This window comes from Citrobacter sp. S46_ASV_140 (assembly GCF_018919545.1).
Classification (GTDB): domain Bacteria; phylum Pseudomonadota; class Gammaproteobacteria; order Enterobacterales; family Enterobacteriaceae; genus Citrobacter; species Citrobacter braakii.
Window position 1 is genome coordinate 35,901 of the sequence record NZ_JAHLRC010000020.1, and the last position, 22,257, is coordinate 58,157.

General features: G+C 52.2%; 18 protein-coding genes. 6 read left to right on the forward strand and 12 right to left on the reverse strand.

Annotation, left to right across the window (positions count from 1 at the left end):
• Window positions 1-21: 21 nt before the first annotated feature.
• A complete protein-coding gene (locus tag KQJ19_RS08255; RefSeq protein WP_003019196.1) occupies window positions 22-1,254 on the reverse strand; it encodes a dicarboxylate/amino acid:cation symporter in 1,233 nt (410 codons plus the stop codon).
• Window positions 1,255-1,473: 219 nt separating this feature from the next.
• Here KQJ19_RS08255 and KQJ19_RS08260 point away from each other — a divergent pair, with 219 nt between their 5' ends.
• From KQJ19_RS08260 to KQJ19_RS08275, 4 genes are all read left to right on the forward strand, one after another.
• Entirely contained in the window at window positions 1,474-2,400 is a 927-nt protein-coding gene (locus KQJ19_RS08260) for a LysR family transcriptional regulator (protein WP_016151563.1), read from the forward strand.
• Window positions 2,401-2,475: 75 nt separating this feature from the next.
• Entirely contained in the window at window positions 2,476-3,756 is a 1,281-nt protein-coding gene (locus tag KQJ19_RS08265) for a DUF445 domain-containing protein (protein WP_047500797.1), read from the forward strand.
• A gap of 97 nt (window positions 3,757-3,853) precedes the next feature.
• Window positions 3,854-5,041 (forward strand): MFS transporter, encoded by a 1,188-nt coding sequence (locus KQJ19_RS08270; RefSeq protein ID WP_216403531.1) that lies wholly within the window; start codon window positions 3,854-3,856, stop codon window positions 5,039-5,041.
• Between the two features lie 190 nt (window positions 5,042-5,231).
• Entirely contained in the window at window positions 5,232-5,633 is a 402-nt protein-coding gene (locus KQJ19_RS08275; protein WP_216403532.1) for a hypothetical protein, read from the forward strand.
• A gap of 59 nt (window positions 5,634-5,692) precedes the next feature.
• On the opposite strand, the gene KQJ19_RS08280 is transcribed toward KQJ19_RS08275, so the two are convergent.
• From KQJ19_RS08280 to uxuA, 5 genes are all read right to left on the reverse strand, one after another.
• Window positions 5,693-6,700, reverse strand: a complete 1,008-nt coding sequence (locus KQJ19_RS08280; protein WP_016155597.1) for a porin — start codon at window positions 6,698-6,700, stop codon at window positions 5,693-5,695.
• Between the two features lie 176 nt (window positions 6,701-6,876).
• Entirely contained in the window at window positions 6,877-7,086 is a 210-nt protein-coding gene (locus KQJ19_RS08285; protein ID WP_016151558.1) for a hypothetical protein, read from the reverse strand.
• Window positions 7,087-7,733: 647 nt separating this feature from the next.
• Complete coding sequence (uxuR, locus tag KQJ19_RS08290) at window positions 7,734-8,507, reverse strand: Uxu operon transcriptional regulator (protein ID WP_029139754.1); 774 nt, start codon at window positions 8,505-8,507, stop codon at window positions 7,734-7,736.
• Window positions 8,508-8,728: 221 nt separating this feature from the next.
• Window positions 8,729-10,204 (reverse strand): fructuronate reductase, encoded by a 1,476-nt coding sequence (locus tag KQJ19_RS08295; protein WP_216403533.1) that lies wholly within the window; start codon window positions 10,202-10,204, stop codon window positions 8,729-8,731.
• Window positions 10,205-10,282: 78 nt separating this feature from the next.
• On the reverse strand, window positions 10,283-11,467 hold the full coding sequence (gene uxuA, locus KQJ19_RS08300) for a mannonate dehydratase (protein ID WP_047414556.1): 1,185 nt from the start codon (window positions 11,465-11,467) through the stop codon (window positions 10,283-10,285).
• 260 nt (window positions 11,468-11,727) lie between these two features.
• Between uxuA and gntP the strand changes: the two genes are divergently transcribed.
• Window positions 11,728-13,071 (forward strand): gluconate permease GntP, encoded by a 1,344-nt coding sequence (gene gntP / locus KQJ19_RS08305; RefSeq protein WP_131347536.1) that lies wholly within the window; start codon window positions 11,728-11,730, stop codon window positions 13,069-13,071.
• A gap of 48 nt (window positions 13,072-13,119) precedes the next feature.
• Here the strand turns inward: gntP and KQJ19_RS08310 are convergent, their stop codons facing one another.
• Genes KQJ19_RS08310 through KQJ19_RS08320 form a run of 3 tightly spaced genes read right to left on the reverse strand, consistent with a single transcriptional unit; the run spans window position 13,120 to window position 15,962 of the window.
• The gene (locus KQJ19_RS08310) at window positions 13,120-13,812 is read right to left on the reverse strand and encodes a lactate utilization protein C (RefSeq protein ID WP_216403534.1); all 693 of its coding nucleotides are present in this window, start codon (window positions 13,810-13,812) and stop codon (window positions 13,120-13,122) included.
• A complete protein-coding gene (locus KQJ19_RS08315) occupies window positions 13,805-15,232 on the reverse strand; it encodes a LutB/LldF family L-lactate oxidation iron-sulfur protein (protein ID WP_016151552.1) in 1,428 nt (475 codons plus the stop codon). The genes KQJ19_RS08310 and KQJ19_RS08315 overlap by 8 nt, the downstream gene beginning before the upstream one ends.
• A gap of 10 nt (window positions 15,233-15,242) precedes the next feature.
• Window positions 15,243-15,962: a (Fe-S)-binding protein gene (locus KQJ19_RS08320; RefSeq protein WP_016155592.1), complete on the reverse strand. Its 720-nt coding sequence runs from the start codon at window positions 15,960-15,962 to the stop codon at window positions 15,243-15,245.
• 579 nt (window positions 15,963-16,541) lie between these two features.
• On the opposite strand from KQJ19_RS08320, the gene KQJ19_RS08325 reads away from it, so the two are divergent.
• Window positions 16,542-18,095 (forward strand): L-lactate permease, encoded by a 1,554-nt coding sequence (locus KQJ19_RS08325; protein WP_016151550.1) that lies wholly within the window; start codon window positions 16,542-16,544, stop codon window positions 18,093-18,095.
• Between the two features lie 471 nt (window positions 18,096-18,566).
• Here KQJ19_RS08325 and pdxY read toward each other — a convergent pair whose 3' ends face one another.
• From pdxY to KQJ19_RS08340, 3 genes are all read right to left on the reverse strand, one after another.
• Window positions 18,567-19,424 carry a pyridoxal kinase PdxY gene (gene pdxY, locus KQJ19_RS08330; protein ID WP_216403535.1) on the reverse strand — a complete coding sequence of 286 codons (858 nt, stop codon included), beginning with the start codon at window positions 19,422-19,424 and terminating at the stop codon, window positions 18,567-18,569.
• Between the two features lie 11 nt (window positions 19,425-19,435).
• Window positions 19,436-20,701, reverse strand: a complete 1,266-nt coding sequence (locus KQJ19_RS08335; RefSeq protein ID WP_016151548.1) for an aromatic amino acid transporter — start codon at window positions 20,699-20,701, stop codon at window positions 19,436-19,438.
• A 188-nt stretch (window positions 20,702-20,889) separates the two neighbouring features.
• Window positions 20,890-22,257: tyrosine phenol-lyase (locus tag KQJ19_RS08340; protein WP_216403536.1), on the reverse strand; the 1,368-nt coding region annotated here is incomplete at its 5' end.

Genomic DNA, 22,257 nt, shown 5'->3' on the forward strand with positions numbered 1-22,257 from the left:
TGTTCTTAATCCGAGTGAAACCTATACCACCGCAGCAGTAGAGTTTATTTCAGTGTTGGTCTGCTTTTTTCCAGCGAACCGTTCAACAATCTGCGCCGCATTCAAATCATGGATAACGTTAATCAGTGTGGCAGGCGCATCGGTAATCGTGCCCAGCACTACCAACATCGGGATCGCTTCCATTGGTAGGCCCAGCGTAGTGACGATAAAGATTTCACCGAGGAATGCCCCGCCCGGTACGCCGCCGACGATAATGGCGGAGAGCACCGCAATCAGCATGGTCAGGAAGAAGGTCTCGGTGGTGAACTCCATGCCCAGCACGGAATAGATAAAGACAATTTTCAGCGCGGCAATCATCGCCACGCCACCTTTGTTCAGGTTAACCAGTAGCGGAATGGAGACATCAACGATTTCCGGGTTAATCCCCATCGCCTTACCGGCACGCAGCGTCACCGGGAGAGTCCCCAGCGAAGAGCAGGTTCCCAGCGCAGTCGCAGACGGTTCAATCGCATTACGCCAGAAGGCTTTGACCGCCGGAATACCGCCGCCAATATACGAATAGAGAATCGAGCCAAAAACAAAGTAGACCAGCGTGGCCACCATGAACAGGCCGATGGCGCGAGCAAAGGTCAGCAGCAGTGCAGAGTCCTGACTGGCCATAGTGGCAGCGAAATAGCAGCCCAGGCCAATCGGTGCGACCTTCATAATGATCGAGACGATCTTCATGATCACGGTATTGGCATCTTCCAGCAACGACGCAATACGCTTACCGGCCTGATCCGATTGACCAATCGCCACACCAGCAATAATCGCCATCACAATCAGCGCCAGAATATTGGACTTAGAAAACAGCCCGATAAAGTCGCTGGTCGTGATCATGCTGACAAAATCCATCTTACCGCTGCCCGCCTGCACCGACTGCGAAAGATCGATAGTGACGCCCTGCGCCGGGTTATACCATAGCGCCAGCGCAACGATCCCGGCAGCCGGAATAAAGGCCATTGCGATCGAAACAATAAAGATAATCGCCATAATGCGCCCCAGCCTTTTCAGGTCGGTCATACTGGCGATCGAAGACATGACGCTGATCCCCACCAGCGGCACAATAATCATAAATAGCAGATTTAAGAATATCTGGCCGATTGGCTGGAGTTTACTTGCAAACGAGGGGGCATAAATACCTAATAAGCCGCCAATCACCAGAGCAACTAATAAAATAATCGACGATCTGTAGGGTTCGAGTCGTGACCACATAATCGGTACCTTTAGAATAATATTTAATGAGATTAAATTCACAATGTGATGAGTTTCCGTTTCGCCTCCTTTTATTTTGTGACGTAACTCACCTAAGTTGTTATTTTTTCATTTTGCCAGCAAGTTGTTTCCTGTGATTCAATAGTTGCATGTTTAAAACGCGAATGTAACGGCCTATTCGTACCGTTTTTGCAAATCACTTGTGAATAAAAGGAAACTATGAGTACGCCGATTTCACTCAAGCATCTGGAGTTTTTCATTAAAATCGTCGACTGCGGAGGATTGTCAGAAGCCGCGGCGCAGCTCAACGTCTCGCCATCTGCGGTCAGCAAAAGCCTGGCAGCAATGGAAGATACGTTAGGCACGACATTAATTAAACGTACCACCCGCAGTATTACCCTGACCGATGCCGGGCAATATCTCTTTAACCGCGCCAATAAGCTTTTGAAAGAATTCGATGAAACGCTGAATACCACCTCCGGTTATTACCACAGCCCGCAGGGTGAATTACGCATAACCTGCTCAATTGCGTTTGGTTATTCCCGGCTGGTGAACCTGGTGGATAAATATCGTTCCCAGTTCCCAGATGTGAATCTGTATATCGATCTCAACGATAACTTCGTGAATCTGAACGAAACGGATTTCGACATCGCGCTGCGAATCTCCACCGCACCACCGCAGAACTACGCAATGCGCAAGCTGGTGCCTGTCCGCTGGGCGTACTGCGCCTCACCCGGCTACCTTGCCAAAAAAGGCATGCCCCAGCGTCGTAGCGATCTGGTCAATCATGATTGCCTGGTTTACCCAGGTCTCACGCCGGTGCTGAAGGTGGCGGATGAACAGGATCGTCTGCATCAGTTAAAACTGCATATGCCAATCCAGGCCAACAGCAGTCTGGTATTGCTGAAATCGGTGTTAGAAGATCAGGGAGTGGCGTATTTGCCCACCTATCTGATTGGCGATCATATTCAAAAAGAAGAGATAACACCGCTGATGCTCGACGGCACCATCACCTGCGAAACCCACGCCCTGTATGCGCTCTATTTTCCCAGTAAGTACAGCAATCCGAAGGTGCGATCGTTTATCGATTTTCTGGTGGCGGAACTCGGCCCCTTACCCGCCTGGGACAACTGGATCCCGGAGTAAGCTTTGCTCGTCTGAAAATGGGAGGCGCTCCACATTTTTTGCGCGATCCCCCCGTCTGGCTCTATCCTTAAGCCTATGAATAAAATTGCTGAACTCAAACGCGCCAAGCGACTGGCACTCTCATTGCTGCTGATTGCCGCCGCTACCTTCGTCATCACGCTGTTTCTGCCGCCTAACTTCTGGGTGCTCGGGATCAAAGCGATCGCCGAAGCGGCGATGGTCGGCGCGCTGGCGGACTGGTTCGCCGTGGTGGCGCTTTTTCGTCGGGTACCAATCCCGTTCATCTCGCAACATACGGCGATTATCCCGCGCAATAAGGATCGGATCGGGGAGAATCTCGGTCAGTTTGTGCAGGAAAAATTTCTCGACACCCAGTCCCTGATCGCCCTGATCCGCCGCCATGAACCGGCGTTGTTGATCGGTAACTGGTTCAGCCAGCCGGAAAACGCCCAGCGAATTGGCCAGCATCTGCTGCAGATCATGAGCGGTTTTCTCGAACTCACCGACGACGCCCGCATTCAGCGGCTGATCAAGCGGGCGGTGCACAAAGCCATCGACAAGGTCGATCTCTCTGGTACCAGCGCGCTGATGCTGGAAAGCATGACCAAAAACAATCGCCATCAGGTGTTGCTCGACACATTGATCGCCCAACTTATCGCCCTGCTCCAGCGCGACAGCTCGCGGGCGTTTATCGCCCGACAGATCGTGCACTGGCTGGAGACCGAGCATCCGATGAAAGCGAAGATCCTGCCGACTGAATGGCTGGGCGAGCACAGCGCCGAACTGGTGTCTGATGCCGTTAATTCCTTACTGGATGACATCAGCCACGATCGGGCGCATCAGATCCGCCACGCCTTCGATCGCGCCACGTTTAAGCTAATCGATAAGCTCAAACACGATCCGGAGATGGCCGTGCGGGCCGAAAGCATGAAAAACTATCTGAAGGAAGACGAAGCCTTCAACCGTTATCTTGGCGAACTGTGGGCAGACCTGCGCCAGTGGGTGAAAGCCGACATTAACGCTGACGATTCGCGCGTGAAGCAGCGCATCGCCAGCGCCGGACAGTGGTTCGGCGAAACACTGGTTGCCGACAGCGCCCTGCGCGCCTCACTGAATGGGCATCTGGAGCAGGCCGCGTATAAAGTTGCGCCGGAGTTCGCCACCTTCCTGACACGCCACATCAGCGACACGGTGAAAAGCTGGGATGCGCGCGATATGTCGCAGCAAATTGAGCTAAACATCGGCAAAGATTTACAGTTTATCCGCATCAACGGCACGCTGGTCGGCGGTTCTATTGGGCTGGTGTTATATCTGTTGTCGCAAATTCCTTCCCTGCTGACGCTGGCGAATTTTTAAGGAGAAAGTAAAACCCCCATTTTTATTTTACTTTTTATTATCATTTGCACATGTAATATAACAATTATCAAACTAACAGCGTGAAATGAGAGTCCGTATGTCCCAGGGAAGCCCCGATTCAAATCGTCATGCCATCAGCGTCGCGCTCTTTGGCATGCTGGTCTTAACGCTGGGCATGGGAATTGGACGCTTTCTGTATACGCCGATGCTCCCGGTACTGCTGTCGGAAGGTCAGTTTACGTTTGACCAGCTCTCCTGGATTGCCAGCGCCAACTACGCCGGATATCTGGCGGGAAGCCTGCTCTTCTCCTTCGGGCTCTTCCATCTTCCCTCACGTTTACGCCCGATGTTGTTAACTTCTGCGCTCGCTACCGCAGGGTTGATTCTGGCAATGGCAAGCGTTAAGCAACCCGCGCTGGTGATGATGATCCGTTTTCTGGCAGGCGTCGCCAGTGCCGGTATGATGATCTTTGGTTCGATGATCGTCCTGCATCATACCCGGCATCCCTTCGTGATCGCGGCGTTGTTCTCCGGCGTTGGCGCAGGCATTTTGCTGGGCAATGAATATGTCATCAGCGGTCTGCATTTTGCGCTGTCATCGCACACGCTCTGGCTGGGGGCAGCGGCAGCCTCCGCGCTGTTCTTTGTGCTACTCGTTATGCTCTTGCCATCTCGCGACCATGCGCTCCCCGCCGCAGCACCGGTAAAAACAGAGCATCAGCCTATGTCCTGGTGGCTGCTGGCGCTACTGTATGGATTAGCCGGATTTGGCTACATCATTGTCGCTACATACCTGCCACTGATGGCGAAAAGTGCCGGGTCGCCGCTGCTGACGGCCCATCTCTGGTCGTTGGTCGGCATATCGATTATTCCGGGTTGTTTCGCCTGGCTGTGGGCTGCCCGACGCTGGGGGGTATTGCAATGCCTGACGGCGAATTTACTGATCCAAAGTGCCTGCGTGGTCATGACGCTCGCCAGCGACTCCTTGCCGCTGCTGGTGATAAGCAGCGTGGGTTTTGGCGCAACGTTTATGGGGACCACTTCGCTGGTCATGCCGCTCGCCCGTCAACTTAGCGTACCGCGCAATATTAATCTGCTGGGCCTGGTCACCCTGACTTACGGCATTGGTCAAATACTCGGGCCGCTATTAACCAGCCTGCTGGGAAGCGGCGCTCAAGCGATCGTTAATGCCACGCTATGCGGTGCCGTCGCCTTGTTTATTGCGGCACTGATCAGCCTCACACAATTATACAAACAGCGTTTTGCCTCCCCCAAAAGGGTATAATCGACAACCTTATAAACAGGTATCTTAGGATTAGTCCGCAATCAAATGTCAACATTTAATAAACCACAAATAATCGGCAATTACCCGCCAGACAATTTATAATCCCCGGCTGTTCATTTATAAACTCAATTTAAAATGCGTAAAAATGGACATATTAACTCAGCATCAACACTATCTTCGGGAAAAGTACATGTCATGGTTTAAAAAAATACTACTGGGGTTAATTATTTTGGGGGGTTTAATTGGCACGCTAAAGGATTATAAAGACTTTGGCCTGTTTGGCGCGTTAGGATTGTTTCTTATATTCCTGTTAACAACAACATTTTTATGGCAGTGGGCCTCTGGCAGGTTACCAGAGATAACCCAGCTTCAGGCCGTATTTATTTTACTGGCCAGCGCGGTAGCCTCAATTTTTGTTATCAATATGGCAATTGCCGGTAATTTGCATGTGGATTTAATGGAGGTCATGTACGTTACCATTACGCATAATCCACTTTTTTACCTGATTCTCTGCGTGGTCGCATGGGTAAAAGTGAGCATCTGGCAATGGCTGTTTAGCGGTGGACAGGTGAAAGAGAGTCAGCCAGTTTAAACACGGCAGAGGTAAAAAAGGCGTCTTAACTAAGACGCCTTTTATGCTAGTACAACAAATTAGAACTGATAGGTCAGACCTGCAACAACCTGGTTGTCGTCGTCTTTGCCGTCGAGCAGGTTAATTTTGTAACCCACATCAGCCACGATGTTTTTGTTGAAGTAGTAATCCGTGCCCAACGCTACGTATTCAGTCAGGTCATTATTGTTGTTGTCACGCGCGTGAACGTAACCCACGTTCGGACGCAGACCAAAATCAAACACATACGCAGCCATTGCTTCAAAGTGCTCAGCTTTATCCGCATCCTGAATCAGGTTGTGGGACTCGCCGTACATGGTCGCGACGTAGATGGCATTAGCATCATATTTCAGACCCGCGCCCCAGAACTCTGCGTTTTCGCCATCCCAGCCGCTTCGTTTCTGCAGAGCAGTCACCGCACTGGTGGTGTAGGCCGCAATCGCAGATACGCCGGAATCCGCAATATTGTCATAACCCAGGGAGAAGCCATAACCATTGCCATGCTGTTTTGCCGGGCTAATGTTAGTGTCATCCTGGCCCTGGTATTGCGCGCCAATGTTCAGACCATCAACGGCTCCAAACAGATTTTTGGTGCGGAGTGTTGCAACGCCAGCAGTACGTGTAGTAAGGAAGCGGTCAGTATCTTCAAAGGAGTCGCCGCCGAACTCTGAAAGAGTGTCAGTGTAAGCTCCCACGTCATAAGCAATACCGTAGTTACGACCGTAGTCAAAGCTAACGTCATGGCCATAATCCAGGCCAGCAAACGCCAGACGTGTATTGACGCCATTCTGAGAACCTTCTGCTTTAGAGGCATCAAACTGACTTTCAAATTGGCCATAACCGGTCAGTTGATCGTTGATTTGTGTCTCACCGCGAAAACCCAGACGCGCGTATGTACCGTCGGCATCGGTGCCGCCAGTCCAGGAATGGACCGCTTTTACTTTGCCGTACAGATCCAGTTTGTTGCCATCTTTATTATAAATTTCCGCTGCATGAACGGAGGTTACCCCTAATACCATTACAGCTAATGCCACTGCTGACTTTTTCATGTTATTACTCACTTTTAATTGTGAATTTTGCTATCAACTTTGTTATGAAGGCAGAATACCCGCATAAAAAAGCCCCCTATGGAAAAGGGGAAAACCTCTAACACACCAATGAAGGTAATAATAAAGTGGCAAGACACATATCATTTTGGGTTAAATAAAACCCGAACAGAGAGTAATTACTTGGATTCTTCGTTTACGCTCTCATTAACAGAGCGATATAACATTATTGCTTCGGCAATAATATCTTGTTTACTTTTACGGGTTTCAAATGCCAGCGTACGAACATATTCCCACAGAGAGGTATCGACACGGGCACTTAAAAGAACCATATCTTTTGAACGGGTACCCCTGGCCTTTCTAATATCGGGGTAATCTCGAGAGGGCATTATCATCTCCTGAACGCAAACACGCTTATGGCGATGAAATATGCAGTCAGTGTAAAAACATGTCAACGGCAAAATACAGTGACAATAGTAATGAAACTGTTAATAACGGACAAAAAACTGGAACAGCATTTCAAATGAAAGATAACTTGATTATAGAATAATGTGTAATTTTAACTTTACATATATTCACTTTTATTCATTTGATTAAAAAAGCCAGAACTATTGACAATAAACATGACATCAAATCAAAACATCATTACAGCCAATAAGTTACGTGCCGTTATTAATGTCTATATTTCCGTGAAGCGCCTGTTTTTATGCACTGTTATTCCAGGCTGCCTCGCTCTGACCACCGCGGAAATCAGTTTGATTCTCACTTAACACAGACCCATTTTGTCTAAAAATAAGCACGGAAAGGTAAAAATAAGGTAAACAATGCATTTTTTCGCATGCAAAAATAAGTTGTTTTTAATTGATATAAATCAATTTTCACCGCGTAACGACGGAGGAAAAATCATCATCTGAGGTGATGGAAACCTTTTTTTACGTGACGTTCATGACGAGAAAAAAGCGTTGTTATGCAATAAGCTTTTGTGCTGAAAAGTGTCGCGCGGGCTGCAACAGCCCGCATAGGAGAGGAAAGAAAATCAGGCGTTAACTTTATCCAGCGGCCAGGAATCAAACAGATAACCATCAAAGTCGATGTCATCAACATTTGAAAACTCCAGCAGGCGCTGTTTGACGTTTTCCAGATGCTGCCACATTGCCAGCTTGGCTGCGCGGGCATCCTTTTTGATTAATGCCGCCAGGATCTGTTTGTGGTCCCCCATCCACTCTTTACGGTAATGGGTATCGTCAAGGTGGCTATGGAGCTGGATCCACATCGGGTTGTTTTCACGCCACTGCCATGACTGGCGAAACAGCTCCACCAGCATGCTGTTATGCGTGGCTTCGGCTATGGCGAGATGGAACTGCATGTCGCCGCTTTCAGAACCGTTCGCTTCGCTGGAGGCCAGCTCCCGCTCTTCCAGTTGTAACGCCTGGCGCATTTTAACGATATCTTCACGGGTAGCCTGCAGCGCGGCGAATTCGGCGATATTGCTTTCCAGCAGCTGTCGCGCCTGCAGCAGCTCAAACGGACCCGCGTCATTGCAATGATTGACATCCGTACTGTCGATGGTCTGCGCATCTGCATTGTCGAGTACGTAGATCCCGGCACCGCGACGCACGTCCACCAGACCTTTAATTTCCAGCATAATTAACGCTTCGCGAACCACCGTGCGAGTGACGTTGAGCATCTCAGCAATTTCACGTTCCGGCGGCAAACGCTCGCCGGGCTGGTACGGCGTCTGGACAATCAGATCGCGGATCATTGCACCCACTTCCTGGTAGGGTCTTTGTTGAGAAGTGTTCGATTTCATCGTGTTATGTCCGTCAGATGCGTCAATTCAGATCCGTAGGCCGGATAAGGCACATGCGCTGCCATCCGGCACCTGTGCCGTTGGCTGATGGCGACGCTGACGCATCTTATCAAGCCTACAAAAAACGTTTTTTCGCCTGAACTATAGCATTTGCGGGAAGCCAAAAACAGAAAACGGGTCAACCAAATCAGCATTTTGATTGACCCGTCATACTTCGGGGATTATGCGTCAGCGCCTAACGCCGCAACGCACTCACGTGCGCCGTGTTCACACAGCTGTTGATACGTCGCGATAATTGTCTCAACAAAATCAGCGTTTTCCGCCAGATCATGGCCAAAAATGCCGCTCAGCCCCAGCAGCGCCGTCACGCGTTCGGCCCCCTGGAACTGTTGGTTAATGCGCTGGAACTCAGCCAGCAAGGGGTCGACAACATCAATGGCCTGCCCCTGTTCATCCACGCCACGGGTGTAGCGCATCCAGCCCGCCACGCCCAGCGCCAGGTGACGCCAGTCGCTGGCGTTTTGCAGATGCAGACGCACCGGATCCAGCAGGCGCTGCGGCAATTTCTGGCTGCCGTCCATCGCAATCTGCCAGGTGCGGTGACGCAGTGATGGGTTGCTGAAACGCTCAATGAGCAGCGTCGCATAGGCGTTAAGATCGGTGCCTTCCGGCATCGACAGCGTCGGCGCTTGCTCCTGCATCATCAGCGCGAACGCCGCTTTGCGGTACGCCGGATTTGTCATGGTATCAGCGATAGTTTCATAGCCGCCGAGATAGCCCAAATACGCGAGGAAAGAGTGGCTGCCGTTGAGCATACGCAGTTTCATCATTTCAAACGGCACCACATCGGCAACGAACTGCGCACCAACGTTATCCCAGTCAGGGCGACCGTTGACAAAGTTATCTTCGATAACCCACTGACGGAATGGCTCACAGGCGATAGCACACGGATCGTACACGCCCAACTGGTCGGCAATCTCTTGCAACGTTTCTGGCGTCGCCGCCGGAACAATGCGGTCTACCATGGTGCACGGGAAAGTGGTGTTAGCCTCAATCCACTGCGCCAGCTGCGGGTCGCGCGCCTGCGCCAGACCCAGCACCGCGACTTTCGCCACATGACCATTTTCACGCACGTTATCGCAAGACATCACGGTAAAGGCTGCAAGCCCTTGCTCACGACGCAGATGCAGCGCCTGCACGATGTAACCAATCGCCGATTTCGGCGTGCCTGGATTCGCCAGATCGTGTTTAATCAGCGGGTTATTGAGATCTAACTGTCCGCTGGCAGCATCGGTGCAGTAGCCTTTTTCCGTGACCGTCAGCGAGACAATTGCCGTCTGCGGGCGCGCCATAGCCTGTAAAATACCATCACAGCCGTCAAGCTCCGGGTGCAACGCTTCTTTCATCGAGCCAATCACTTTCAGCACGGTGTTGTCCGCGCCTTTTTCCGCCACGGTATACAGCAGTTGCTGTTTGCGCAGGTTTTCAATCAGGACGCGATCGTTACCCGGCATCAGGTTAACTTCACAGATCCCCCAGTCGCTGTCGGTGGTTTCCAGCAGATGATGGGTGTACAGCGCCTGATGCGCGCGGTGAAATGCGCCGCATCCCAGGTGAACAATGCGGGATTGCAGGCGCGAGCTGTCCCATGCAGGGCGAGCAACCGGCAGGTTGCTATTGGCAATTGTCGTTGTCATCGTGAACTCCAGAACCCGTTGAATGACCAACGGAAGAGAAAAGAAAAAGCCGGCCAGACAGGTGACCGGCAACTCGCTTTAGCGGCTAAAGAAAGCGCGCTGGATAGCCATCTCAACGCCACGCACTTCCGCCAGCCCTTTCAGGCGACCAATCGCGGAGTAGCCTGGGTTGGTTTTCTTTTTCAGATCGTCAAGCATCTGATGGCCGTGGTCCGGACGCATTGGGATCAGGTCCTCTTTACCCTCGGCTTTACGGCGCTGCTCTTCCTCAACGATCGCTTTCACGACTTCGTACATATCGACGTCGCCGTTAAGATGCGCCGCTTCATGGAAGGTTTTCGGGTTATCTTCACGCAGCGTGGAGCGCAGATGGGTGAAGTAAATACGTGGGCCAAACTGTTTGATCATGTTGACCAGATCGTTGTCCGCCCGGACGCCGTAGGAGCCGGTGCACATGGTAAAACCGTTCGCCATGCTGTTGACCGTATCGACCATCCATTGCATATCTTCCACGGTGGAAACAATGCGCGGCAGGCCGAGGATTGGGCGCGGCGGATCGTCCGGGTGTACCGCCATCCGCACGCCTGCTTCTTCCGCCACAGGAATAATTGCTTTCAGGAAGACGGCAAAGTTCTCGCGCAGTGCGGCTTTATCGATATCTTTATAACGCGCAAGATGCTGGCGGAACTGGTCAAGCGTATAGCCCTCTTCCGCGCCCGGCAGACCGGCGATGATATTGCGGGTCAGACGCGCTTTGTCTTCATCGCTCATGGTGGCGAAGCGTTCATTCGCCTGAGCAATCTCTTCGGCGGTGTAATCCGCTTCCGCGCCCGAACGTTTGAGGATGTGCAGCTCAAAGGCGGCAAATTCAATCTGGTCAAAACGCAGCGCTTTGGAGCCGTCCGGCAGGACGTATTCCAGGTCGGTACGGGTCCAGTCGAGAACCGGCATGAAGTTGTAGCACACGGTACGAATGCCGCACTGGGCCAGGTTACGCAGGCTTTGCTGGTAGTTGGCGATCCACTGCTGATAGTTACCAGAACGGGTTTTAATGTCTTCGTGGATCGGTACGCTTTCGACGACCGACCAGACCAGGCCCGCCTGCTCAATAATGGCTTTGCGTTTTAGGATCTCATCAACCGTCCACACTTCCCCGTTCGGGATATGGTGCAAGGCGGTGACCACGCCCGTGGCACCCGCCTGACGTACATCCGCTAAGGTGACCGGATCGTTAGGACCATACCAGCGCCATGTCTGTTCCATCTTTTATTCCTCATTTACGTTATGGACTCGACGATATGGCACATAAATTCCTCCTTTTGGTATGACATGTCAACCTGAAGGAGTGAATTGGTTAACCAAATCACGATTTTTGCTGATTAGATCGCCATTTTGCGGCCAGGAAGCGCAGTAAAGATGTAAACATGTAACGCAATGTGACATTCATCGCATCAATGGTTAACCAATACGGATAACATCTCAACCAAAATCATAATAGTTCAACCAATAAAGGTAGACGTTATATGCATGTTCTCAATATTCTGTGGGTCGTATTCGGCATCGGTCTGATGCTGGTGCTCAATCTAAGATTCAAAATAAACTCGATGGTCGCCCTGCTGCTGGCGGCGCTCTCGGTCGGCATGCTGGCGGGTATGGACTTAATGGCGCTGCTGCACACCATGAAATCCGGCTTTGGCAGCACGCTGGGGGAGTTGGCGATTATCGTGGTATTCGGGGCAGTCATCGGTAAGCTGATGGTCGATTCCGGCGCGGCGCATCAGATTGCTCATACGCTGCTGGCGCGACTCGGGCTGCGCTATGTGCAACTGTCGGTGATCATTATTGGTCTGATTTTCGGCCTGGCGATGTTCTATGAAGTGGCGTTTATTATGCTGGCGCCGCTGGTGATCGTCATTGCCGCAGAAGCGAAGATCCCGTTCCTCAAGCTGGCGATTCCTGCCGTTGCCGCCGCCACCACCGCCCACTCTCTGTTCCCGCCGCAGCCAGGCCCGGTCGCGCTGGTTAACGCCTACGGCGCTGACATGGGTATGGTCTACATCTACGGTATACTGGTGACTATTCCGAGCGTGATCTGCGCCGGGATTATCCTGCCGAAGTTCCTCGGCAACCTCGATCGCCCGACGCCGTCATTCATGAAGGCCGACGTACCGGTTGACCAGAACAATCTACCGTCTTTCGGCATCTCTATTCTGGTTCCGCTGATCCCGGCGATCATCATGATCTCCACCACCATCGCCAACATCTGGCTGGTGAAAGGAACGCAGGCGTGGGAAGTGGTCAACTTCTTAGGCTCCTCGCCAATTGCGATGTTTATCGCCATGATTGTCGCCTTCGTGCTGTTTGGTACCGCGCGTGGTCACGACATGCAGTGGGTGATGAACGCCTTTGAAAACGCGGTGAAAAGCATCGCCATGGTGATCCTGATCATCGGCGCGGGCGGCGTACTGAAGCAGACCATTATCGATACCGGCATTGGCGATACCATCGGTATGCTGATGTCGCACGGCAATATTTCGCCATACATCATGGCGTGGTTGATAACCGTGCTTATTCGTCTGGCAACCGGTCAGGGCGTGGTCTCAGCCATGACGGCGGCGGGGATTATCAGCGCAGCCATTCTCGACCCGGCAACCGGTCAACTGGTGGGCGTCGATCCGGCGTTGCTGGTACTGGCGACGGCGGCTGGCTCCAACACCCTGACCCATATCAACGATGCCTCGTTCTGGCTGTTCAAAGGCTACTTCGACCTGTCGGTGAAGGATACGCTGAAAACCTGGGGTCTGCTGGAGCTGGTGAACTCCGTGGTTGGTCTGATTATCGTGTTGATCATCAGCATGATTGCATAACGTCGATACCGCTCTGGCCCACAGCCCAGAGCGGTTCTTTCTCCTGCCTTAACAATCCTCAATAATCAGATACACCGCCTTCACCGGGCCATGCACCCCAACCACCTTGATAAGCTCAATATCCGCCGTCGAGCTGGGTCCACTGATAATATTAATGCACGACGGCATACGCTCACCGGTCTGCGCTTTCTGATGCAGTTTTTCTGCCAGTTGCGCCACGCGCGGCAGGATGGTGCTTTTACGCAGCACGAAAATCGAGGACTCCGGCAACAGGCTCAAAGAACGCCCGCGCTCCGGCGCGGAAAACAGCACCACACCGCCGGACTCAGTCAGGCCATACTCGGCATACACTACGCCGACTTTCGCCTGCTCGGCCTCGGTAATATTTTCGCTGCCTCGCGCCGGATCCCAGACCACGGCGTTGCATTCCTGCTGCAAACGTTCGGTGATGCCCAGCGCCACCAGTCGGCTGTCGCCGCTCAGCACTACCGGCTGACCCAATTCTTCACACAGGCGTAGCGCTGCTTCTGCGGCCTGGTCCTCGCGAGTCAGTTCACAGCGGGCCAGCATCACTTCGCTGGCGAACTGGATAAACGCATCGCAGCGCTGCTGCGGGCTAAGTTCGGTCAGGCGCTCGTTGGCATAATTGTTAACCGGCGCGGCATCCGCTTGCGGTTCGAAACGCGGCGGGCGACCCAGCGCCTGGGCGATGGTGTTTAAAAACGCGGTACGGTTATCCATTCTTTTTCTCCTGCGCCTGATGTTTCTTAAACCAGCTGCGGAAGCTCTCGCCGTCAGCATCAGGCAGATCGCGCGCCTCCATCCAGTCACCAATCGCGCCAACCTTGAGCGGGGTTTTCCCGCCATTGATAAACCAGCTTGCCGCATGCGCGCCCGCCATCATCCCCACTTTCCACAGCCCCGGATGGCTATTGGCATAAGCGAACATTTTGATCGCCCGTCGCTCGGCTTTCGGGGTAATGCCCTCCTCGGCCATCACCCGACGATGACGCAGGATCAGTTTTGACAGCGGAATACGCACCGGGCAGACGCTGTCACAGGCCGTGCATAAAGAACAGGCGTACGGCAGGTCTTTAAAATCTTTATAGCCGCCGAGCAGCGGAGAAATCACCGCGCCGATAGGTCCAGGATAGATAGAGCCATAGCCGTGCCCGCCGATGTGGCGGTACGCCGGGCAGGTGTTCATACAGGCCCCGCAGCGGATGCAGCGCAGCACATCGCGAAACTCAGAGCCCAGCACCTGCGAGCGACCGTTATCGACAATCACCAGATGGAACTCTTCCGGTCCGTCCACGTTATCCGCCTCACGCGGGCCGGTCAGCCAGGTGTTATAGCCCGTCAGACGAGCGCCCACGGCGCTGCGCGCCAGCATGGTGATCAGCACATCCACATCAGCAAAGGTTGGCGCGATACGCTCCATGCCCATCACCGCAATGTGTGTTTTCGGCAGCGTGGTGCACATGCGCGCGTTGCCTTCGTTGGTCACCAGGCATACTGAACCGGTTTCCGCCACGGCAAAGTTACAGCCGGTAATACCGATTTCGGCACTCAGGAAATCCTCGCGGATCTTCTGGCGAATGAACAAGGTCATGGCTTCCGGGGTTTCCGGGCCGTCATACCCCAGACGCTCGTTCAGCACGCGGCGGATCTGATAGCGATCTTTATGAATAGCCGGGACCACGACGTGCGAAGGTGGATCCTGATCCAATTGCAGGATGTATTCCCCGAGATCGGTTTCGATCACCTGAATTCCCGCATCCTGCAGGACATGGTTGACGCCGATCTCCTCGGTCACCATCGACTTGGACTTCACCACCTTCTTCGCGTTTTTGCTTCGCGCGACCTGCAGAATGTAAGCGGTGGCCTCTTCTTTGGTTTTGGCGAAATAGACGTGGCCGCCGTTTTGCGTCACTTTCTCGGAGAGTTGATACAGGTAAGCGTCGAGGTTGCTCAGCACGTGATCGCGGATCTGGCTGGCACGATCGCGCCAGTCTTCCCAGTGGCCTAACTCATCGACCATTTTTTGTCGATTTGCGCCAATACGTTCCTGCGCATTGGCCACGGCTTTGCGCATGATCGGATCTTCTATCTGCTGACGAATGCGCAGTTTAAATTCTACATCGCTGGTTTTTATCGACATCTCTTTCCCCTCAGCGGCTCATCAGCACTTCAGCAATATGCATCACTTTGACCGGCTGGCCTTCCCGTTGCAGTCGACCGCCAATGTTCAGCAGGCAACTGACGTCTGCGCCAATCAAATATTCCGGCTGCGCATCCATCAAATGTAAGACTTTCTCTTTCACCATCTCGCCGGATATCTCGGCCATTTTGACCGAAAACGTCCCGCCAAAGCCGCAGCAGGTATCCTGATCGGCAAACGTCAGCAGCTCCAACCCGCGCACGTTTTTCAGCAGCGTGAGCGGCTCTTCCTTCACCCCCAGCTTCCGAGTCAGGCTACAAGAGGGATGATAGACAGCGCGGCCCTGCAGGCTGGCGCCGACGTCCACCACGCCCAGCTTGTTGACGATAAAGGAGGTGAGATCCTGCATACGCGCGGCAACCTTTTCGGCACGCAGCGCCCATTCCGGTTCATCGGCCAGATACGTCGGATAGCTTTTTACCGCGTAGGTACAGGAGCCTGCTGGCGAGATAATCGGATCGTCGTTATCTTCCAGGGCGGCGATCAGGTTTTTCATCCCAGGGATCGCCTCTTTGATGTAACCGCTGTTGATGGCTGGCTGACCGCAACACCCTTGCTTCTCGGGGAAATTAACGCGGCAACCGAGTTTTTCCAGCAGCAATACGGAGTCTCGTGCCATCCGTGATTTCAGTGCGTCACCAATGCAGGTAACAAAGAAATTTACATTCACAATAACTACTCCATTGCTTCATTTCTGTTTATTGCGCTTGATATCGCGATATCAAGCAAAGGTTCAGCCGTATTTCACGCCCAGTTTTCTGTTTGCTGTTTTTACTAATGCCTGGGTTCATGGTGATGCTCGGGTCGTTTTCCTTTGATACCGACTCTCCGCTTCTTAAGTCAGGACAGTCGCATATGTCTGTATTTTCATTTGTATGACAAAACCAAATAATCCCCTAATCAACCCCCATATGCAACAACCAGGTTTATTTCTTTCGGTCTCGCTCACATTTTTATATTTAAAACCACAGCGTTATGAACACCTTAAAAACAGTTTCAGGTGCTTACTATTCTCATCACCAGCATTATTAAAAAGGTTATCAAATAACTATTTATAGGTATTCAGCTTACTCTTAAGTATATTTACCTGGCATTGGATTTTAATTAAAAGATTACAATAGTTACAAAACTACAAATCATAATTACTTTATTCACTGAAGCGATTCAGTTTACATACTTTATTAACCCAGCAATGTAGCCTCCCCACCATAAATATAAATCAGGTTTAATGAACCAATCAGGAATAGCAATGAACGAATATTTTATGTTTGCCCTGGCACTCTCTCCTTTACTACTGATGGTATTTTTAATATTGAAATTGAAAATGCCCATCCATTATTCCGTGTTGATCTCTTTGGTATTCACTGCCGCGCTGTCGGCCATATTCTGGGAAATGCCCGTACAGAATCTGAAAGCCGCGATAGGCTATGGCGCCCTGAAGGGGTTATGGCCGATTGTGATTGTGATCCTCGGCGCCATCTTCAGTTATAACGTCATGCAGGCAACCAAAGCGCTGGATATTCTGCGCGATATTCTCGCCAGCATTAGCGAAGATAAGCGTATTCAGGTGCTACTGATTTCATGGTGCTTCGGCGGATTCCTTGAAGCCGCGGCAGGTTATGGCACGGCGGTCGCCATTCCGATCGGCATTCTTATTGCGCTGGGATTCAACCCGCTGAAGGCGGCGATCGCTTCTCTCGTGGCGAATACCGTTCCCACCGCGTTCGGCGCGGTCGGGATCCCGGTTTCTATTCTGGCGGAACAGGTTAATCTGCCGGTGTATACCTTAGGCGGAACCATTATTCTGCAGCTCGCGCTGTTTAATATCCTGCTGCCGTTTGTCATTGTCTGCATTATTGGCGGCGGCCTGAAAGCCATTCGTGGCGTATTTCTGATCACGCTGATTTGCGGCATCACCACGCTGGTTCCGCAATATTTTGTCGCCATTCATCTTGGCGCGGAATTGCCCGCCTTTGCCGGTAGCCTGGTCAGCCTGTTTGCCGTGGCGATGGTCAGCCGCCTGCGCAAAGGGAAAACCGATCCCGAGTGGCGCATTGAGGTCAGCCATACCCGCGAAACCACGCCGCGCTCGGCAAAAGTGTTGTTCCGCGTAGGCTCTATCTATCTGTTTATTTTTGTTTTTATCCTACTGTGCTCACCGCTGTTCCCGACGATCAAAGGCGCGGCGTCCCAACTGGCCTCGGTGCTGCATTTCACGCTCGCCGACGGCAACACGCTGGCGCTGAAAGTTGAATGGGTGACCACGCCGGGGATGCTGATCATCTTTGCGACCCTTATCGGCGGTTTTATTCAGGGAGCGTCCGCGCGCGGGATGCTGGAAGTGTTTATCAAAACCATTTTCCAGCTTAAAAATTCCATTGTGGCGATTATGGCGATTGTCGCGCTGGCCACGGTGATGGATCTCAGCGGGATTATCTCCACGCTGGCCCAGTCGATTGTCGATCTGACCGGCAGTTCCTACGTCTTCCTCGCCCCGGTGATTGGCGCGCTGGGCACGTTTGTTACCGGCAGCGATACCAACTCGAATATTTTGTTCGGCAAACTGCAAACCATTGCCGCCAGTAAACTGCATATCGATCCCAACTGGCTCGCGGCGGCGAATACTTCTGGTGCAACGGGGGGGAAAATGATTTCGCCGCAGAGTATCGCCATTGCGGTTTCAGCCACCAAAATGGACGGACAGGCCAACCAGATAATGTCTGGCACCATGAAATACTGCTGCGCCTATATTGTGATCCTCGGCCTGAAAGTCGGTCTCTTTTATTACTGGTTTATGGCGTAATCCATTGTCAACCCCGTCAAATTCACGGCAACCGTATTTGACGACGTGGTGACCAAAAAGGTTTACACCGCTTCAGGATCGAAACGAAGCGACTGGCTTTACGATTTGTCGGCGCTGACTAAAATAGCGCCGATGTTTCAAATCGAGGATTGTTGTTATGTTGTTCTGGAAAAAGATGGTGAAGAAGTTCGACGCCTTTTCCGCGTTGATCCCACCACGCTACTTCCGCGTGTAATGCCTGGCGCTAATGCCTGATGGCGCTTCGCTTATCGGGCCTACGTTTCACGCTCATTTGTAGGCCGGATAAGGCGCAAGCGCCGCATCCGGCAGCAGAGAAAAATGTTCTCCCCTTTCACTTACGCAGCCCGCACGCTCTTAACACCCTGACCCACAGACGAAGCCATGCAAAACGGTAGATCAGCGGATGCTGAAATCGTAGCAGTGTCAGAAACATAGAGCCTCCTTGCGGCGCTACAGCACCGTTGCCTGATAGCGAATTTGCGGCTCCATTATCTGGTGACGCGCGTCTATCAGCCGCAGTTCATACGAGTCGTGCTCTTTCGTCAGCCGCATCACCGCGTCGACGACACTGGTGGTCCGCTCCAGCGCCTGCTTGTCCTCATAACCGTTGAGCAGTGAGGCCAGCATCACGCTGCAAATCAGATCCCCAACGCCCACTGGCATTTTGGCAAAGGTATACAGCGGCCGGGCGATGTGTAACGTCTGTTCCGCCGTCACCAGCAGCATTTCAAACGCCTTTTTGTCGCGCGAGCAGTCGCCGAGATGTTTCACCAGCACCTTCTTCACGCCCCACGCCACCAGCTGCTGCGCCGCTGCCACCACCTCGTCAAAACTACGTAGTTGTCTGCCCGTCAGCACGCCCAGCTCATAGAGATTCGGCCCCATCACATCAGCCAGTTGAATGGCGTCATCGACAAAAAAGGACTCCACGCCCTGCGCGACGATGCAGCCTTTTTGCGGGTCGCCCATCACCGGATCGCAAAAATAGAGCGCCTGGGGATTACGCTGGCGAATGGTGGTGACCGCGAGCTTCACCTCTTCGCAATGGCGTTTGTCCCCGAGATACCCGGACAGCACGGCATCGCATTGCGCCAGTTTTTGCAGGTCATCCAGCCCGCAGATGATGGCGCTCAGCTCGCCATGCGGCATCGCCATGCCCTGCCACATCCCGTACTGGGTGTGGTTGGAAAACTGTACGGTGTAAAACGGCCAGACATCGATCCCCGAGAGCTGCATCGGCAACACGGCGGCTTTATTTCCGGCATAGCCATAAACGACTGACGACTGAACAGACAACACGTTTTTCATTTTGACTCCGTCTAGCGAAACGTTGGCAGCAGACCAAATACGTCCAGAACAACCGTCAGATAGACAACCGCCCCACAGACAATGACCAGATTGAGCACGGTGTTATTACACGGCGCGGTATAGCTGGCGGTCGGAAAACGTTTCCGCGCCGCTTTCACCAGGAACGGCGGCAGGATCACGCTCCAGATGGTAAAGGCCAGACCGGCGTAACCAATGGCGTGGACAAACCCGTTCGGGAAGAAGAAGCACACAGCGGCTGGCGGGAAGTAGGTCACCAGCGCGGTTTTCAGGCGACCCATGCCGTCATCCGGGAAGTGAAACAGGTCGGCGATGTAATCGAACAGGCCAAGCGTCGCCGCCAGCAGGGAACTGGCTACCGCAAAGTTGCCGAAGAAGGTCAGGATCAGATCCATATAACGGCTGGTGAACAGCCCGCTGATGGCCTCGACAAACACGTCGATATTGCCGCCTTTGGCGATAATTGGCGGGAATGAGGAACGACTGATGTTGCCCATCGTGACACCCAGCCAGAAGATATACAGCAGCAGGGCAAACAGCGTGCCGATGATAATCGAACGCGTAATATTCGAGATCCCGCTCGTGCCATACAGCTTCACCAGGCTCGGCACGTTACCGTGAAAACCAAACGAGATAATGCAGAACGGCAGCGTCATCAGGATATATGGCAGGTACTGCGAATTGGGCAGCGCCACCGCCACGCTGTCGACAAGTTTCGCCACTTCGATATGCCCCACCAGGCCAGAGAAGGTGGCAAAGAACGCTATAAACTTACCGATAATCAACACGGTAGTAATACGTCCAACCAACAAGGAGCTGTACCAGGCAATCGCCCCGACCAGCATACTGACGATCACCACCGAGATATTCGCCGGAAAGCGCACGCCGCTGTATTTGAACACGGTTTGCGCCATCACCGCCGACGAACCAGAGATATAGGCATAGGTCAGAATATACAGCACAAAGCCGAAAGCGATACCGACCACAATATTCCACTTTCGGCCTAATAAATCCTGAGTAAAAGTATTAAAACTGGCACCAGCGCCATAATGCAGGTTAACTTCGACCAGCATCAGACCGGTTAATAACATCATGATGGCGATAAACAGAAGAATAACTGACGCACCGGGGAACCATACGCCAGCCATCGCAATCGGCAGGGAAAACATCCCTCCACCCACTACGGTCGCGATAACCAACATGGTTCCGCTAATCAGTCCGGGGGTACTACTCTGTCGCTCAATGGCATTAATATCCATGATAAATGTTCCTGTAGACTATTCGTTATAATTACAGCTGTCATTTGTACATCATGCGGATAATAAAAATGTCGGAGTCAGGGTTTACTTTTGTAGTTATGTCACGGTAACGGGCACCGCAAAGGCTTCCTGTTCATGGAAAAGAAATACAAAAAAGCCCCATCCTGAGATGGGGCCATAATTATTATTTAGATATAGTCAAAGCGTGCAGTAAAGAAACGGAGCTGCTTCGGCTCGTAAATAAACTTCAGCCCGCGAATATCTTCTTTGTGCTGGTAAAGTTTAATAATACCGTCAGCCACTACATCCATATGCGCGTAAGTATAAACGCGGCGCGGAATAGTCAGACGCACGGTTTCCAGTTTCGGCCTGTGGTGTTCACCGGTCACGTTATTACGGCCCGCAGAGATAATTCCGCGCTCCATACTACGTACGCCGGTTTCCACATAGATACTGGCAGCCAGGCTTTGTGCCGGGAACTCGTCCTGCGTCAGATGCTCACAGAAGCGACGCGCATCAAGGAATACCGCGTGACCGCCCACCGGTTCAACAATCGGTACACCAGCGGCTTTCAGTTTATCGCCCAGATAGCGAACCTGCTTCACGCGGTGCTCGATGTACTCATACTGCATGGCTTCGCGCAGACCAATCGCCATAGCTTCCATGTCGCGTCCGGCCAGGCCGCCGTAAGATGGCATGCCTTCGTAGACAACGACTAACTCTTTGGCAGAAGAGAACATTTCGTCATCGTTCATGCACAGGAAGCCGCCGATGTTCACCAGACAGTCTTTTTTACCACTCATGGTGCAACCGTCGGCGTAGCTGAACATCTCATGCACGATCTCGGCGATGCTCTTGTTCTCAAAGCCCTGCTCTTGCTCTTTGATAAAGTAGGCGTTTTCTACGCAGCGGGTAGCGTCGTAGAACACTTTAATGCCATGTGCTGCAGTCAGTTCACGCACCGCGCGCATGTTAGCCATGGAGACCGGCTGCCCGCCTGCGAGGTTAACCGTGACTGCCAGGCAAATATAGGCAATATTCTCGGCGCCTTTTTCATCAATCAGTTTTTGTAATTTTTTAAGATCGATATCACCTTTAAAAGCAATATTCAGACCGGCATCGTGCGCTTCGTCACGAACGATATCGACAAACACCGCACCATTTTTTTCCTGGTGATAACGGGTAGTAGTGAAATACATATTCCCGGCAACATATTGCCCCGGTTTAATTGCCAGCTGCGATAACAGGTTTTCTGCGCCGCGCCCCTGGTGAGTAGGAACAATATGTTTAAAGCCAAACAGTTCCTGCACGGTTCTTTCCAGATGATAGAAGTTTTCGCTGCCCGCGTAGGCTTCATCACCCATCATCATTCCGGCCCACTGCTTGTCGCTCATTGCGTTGGTGCCACTGTCTGTCAGCAGGTCAATATAAATATCTTTCGAATTTAACAGGAAAGTATTGTATCCCGCTTCTTGCATTTTCTTAAGGCGTTCATCACGCGGGATCATAGATACAGTTTCAACGCTTTTAATACGGAAGGGTTCTGCCGGATAATT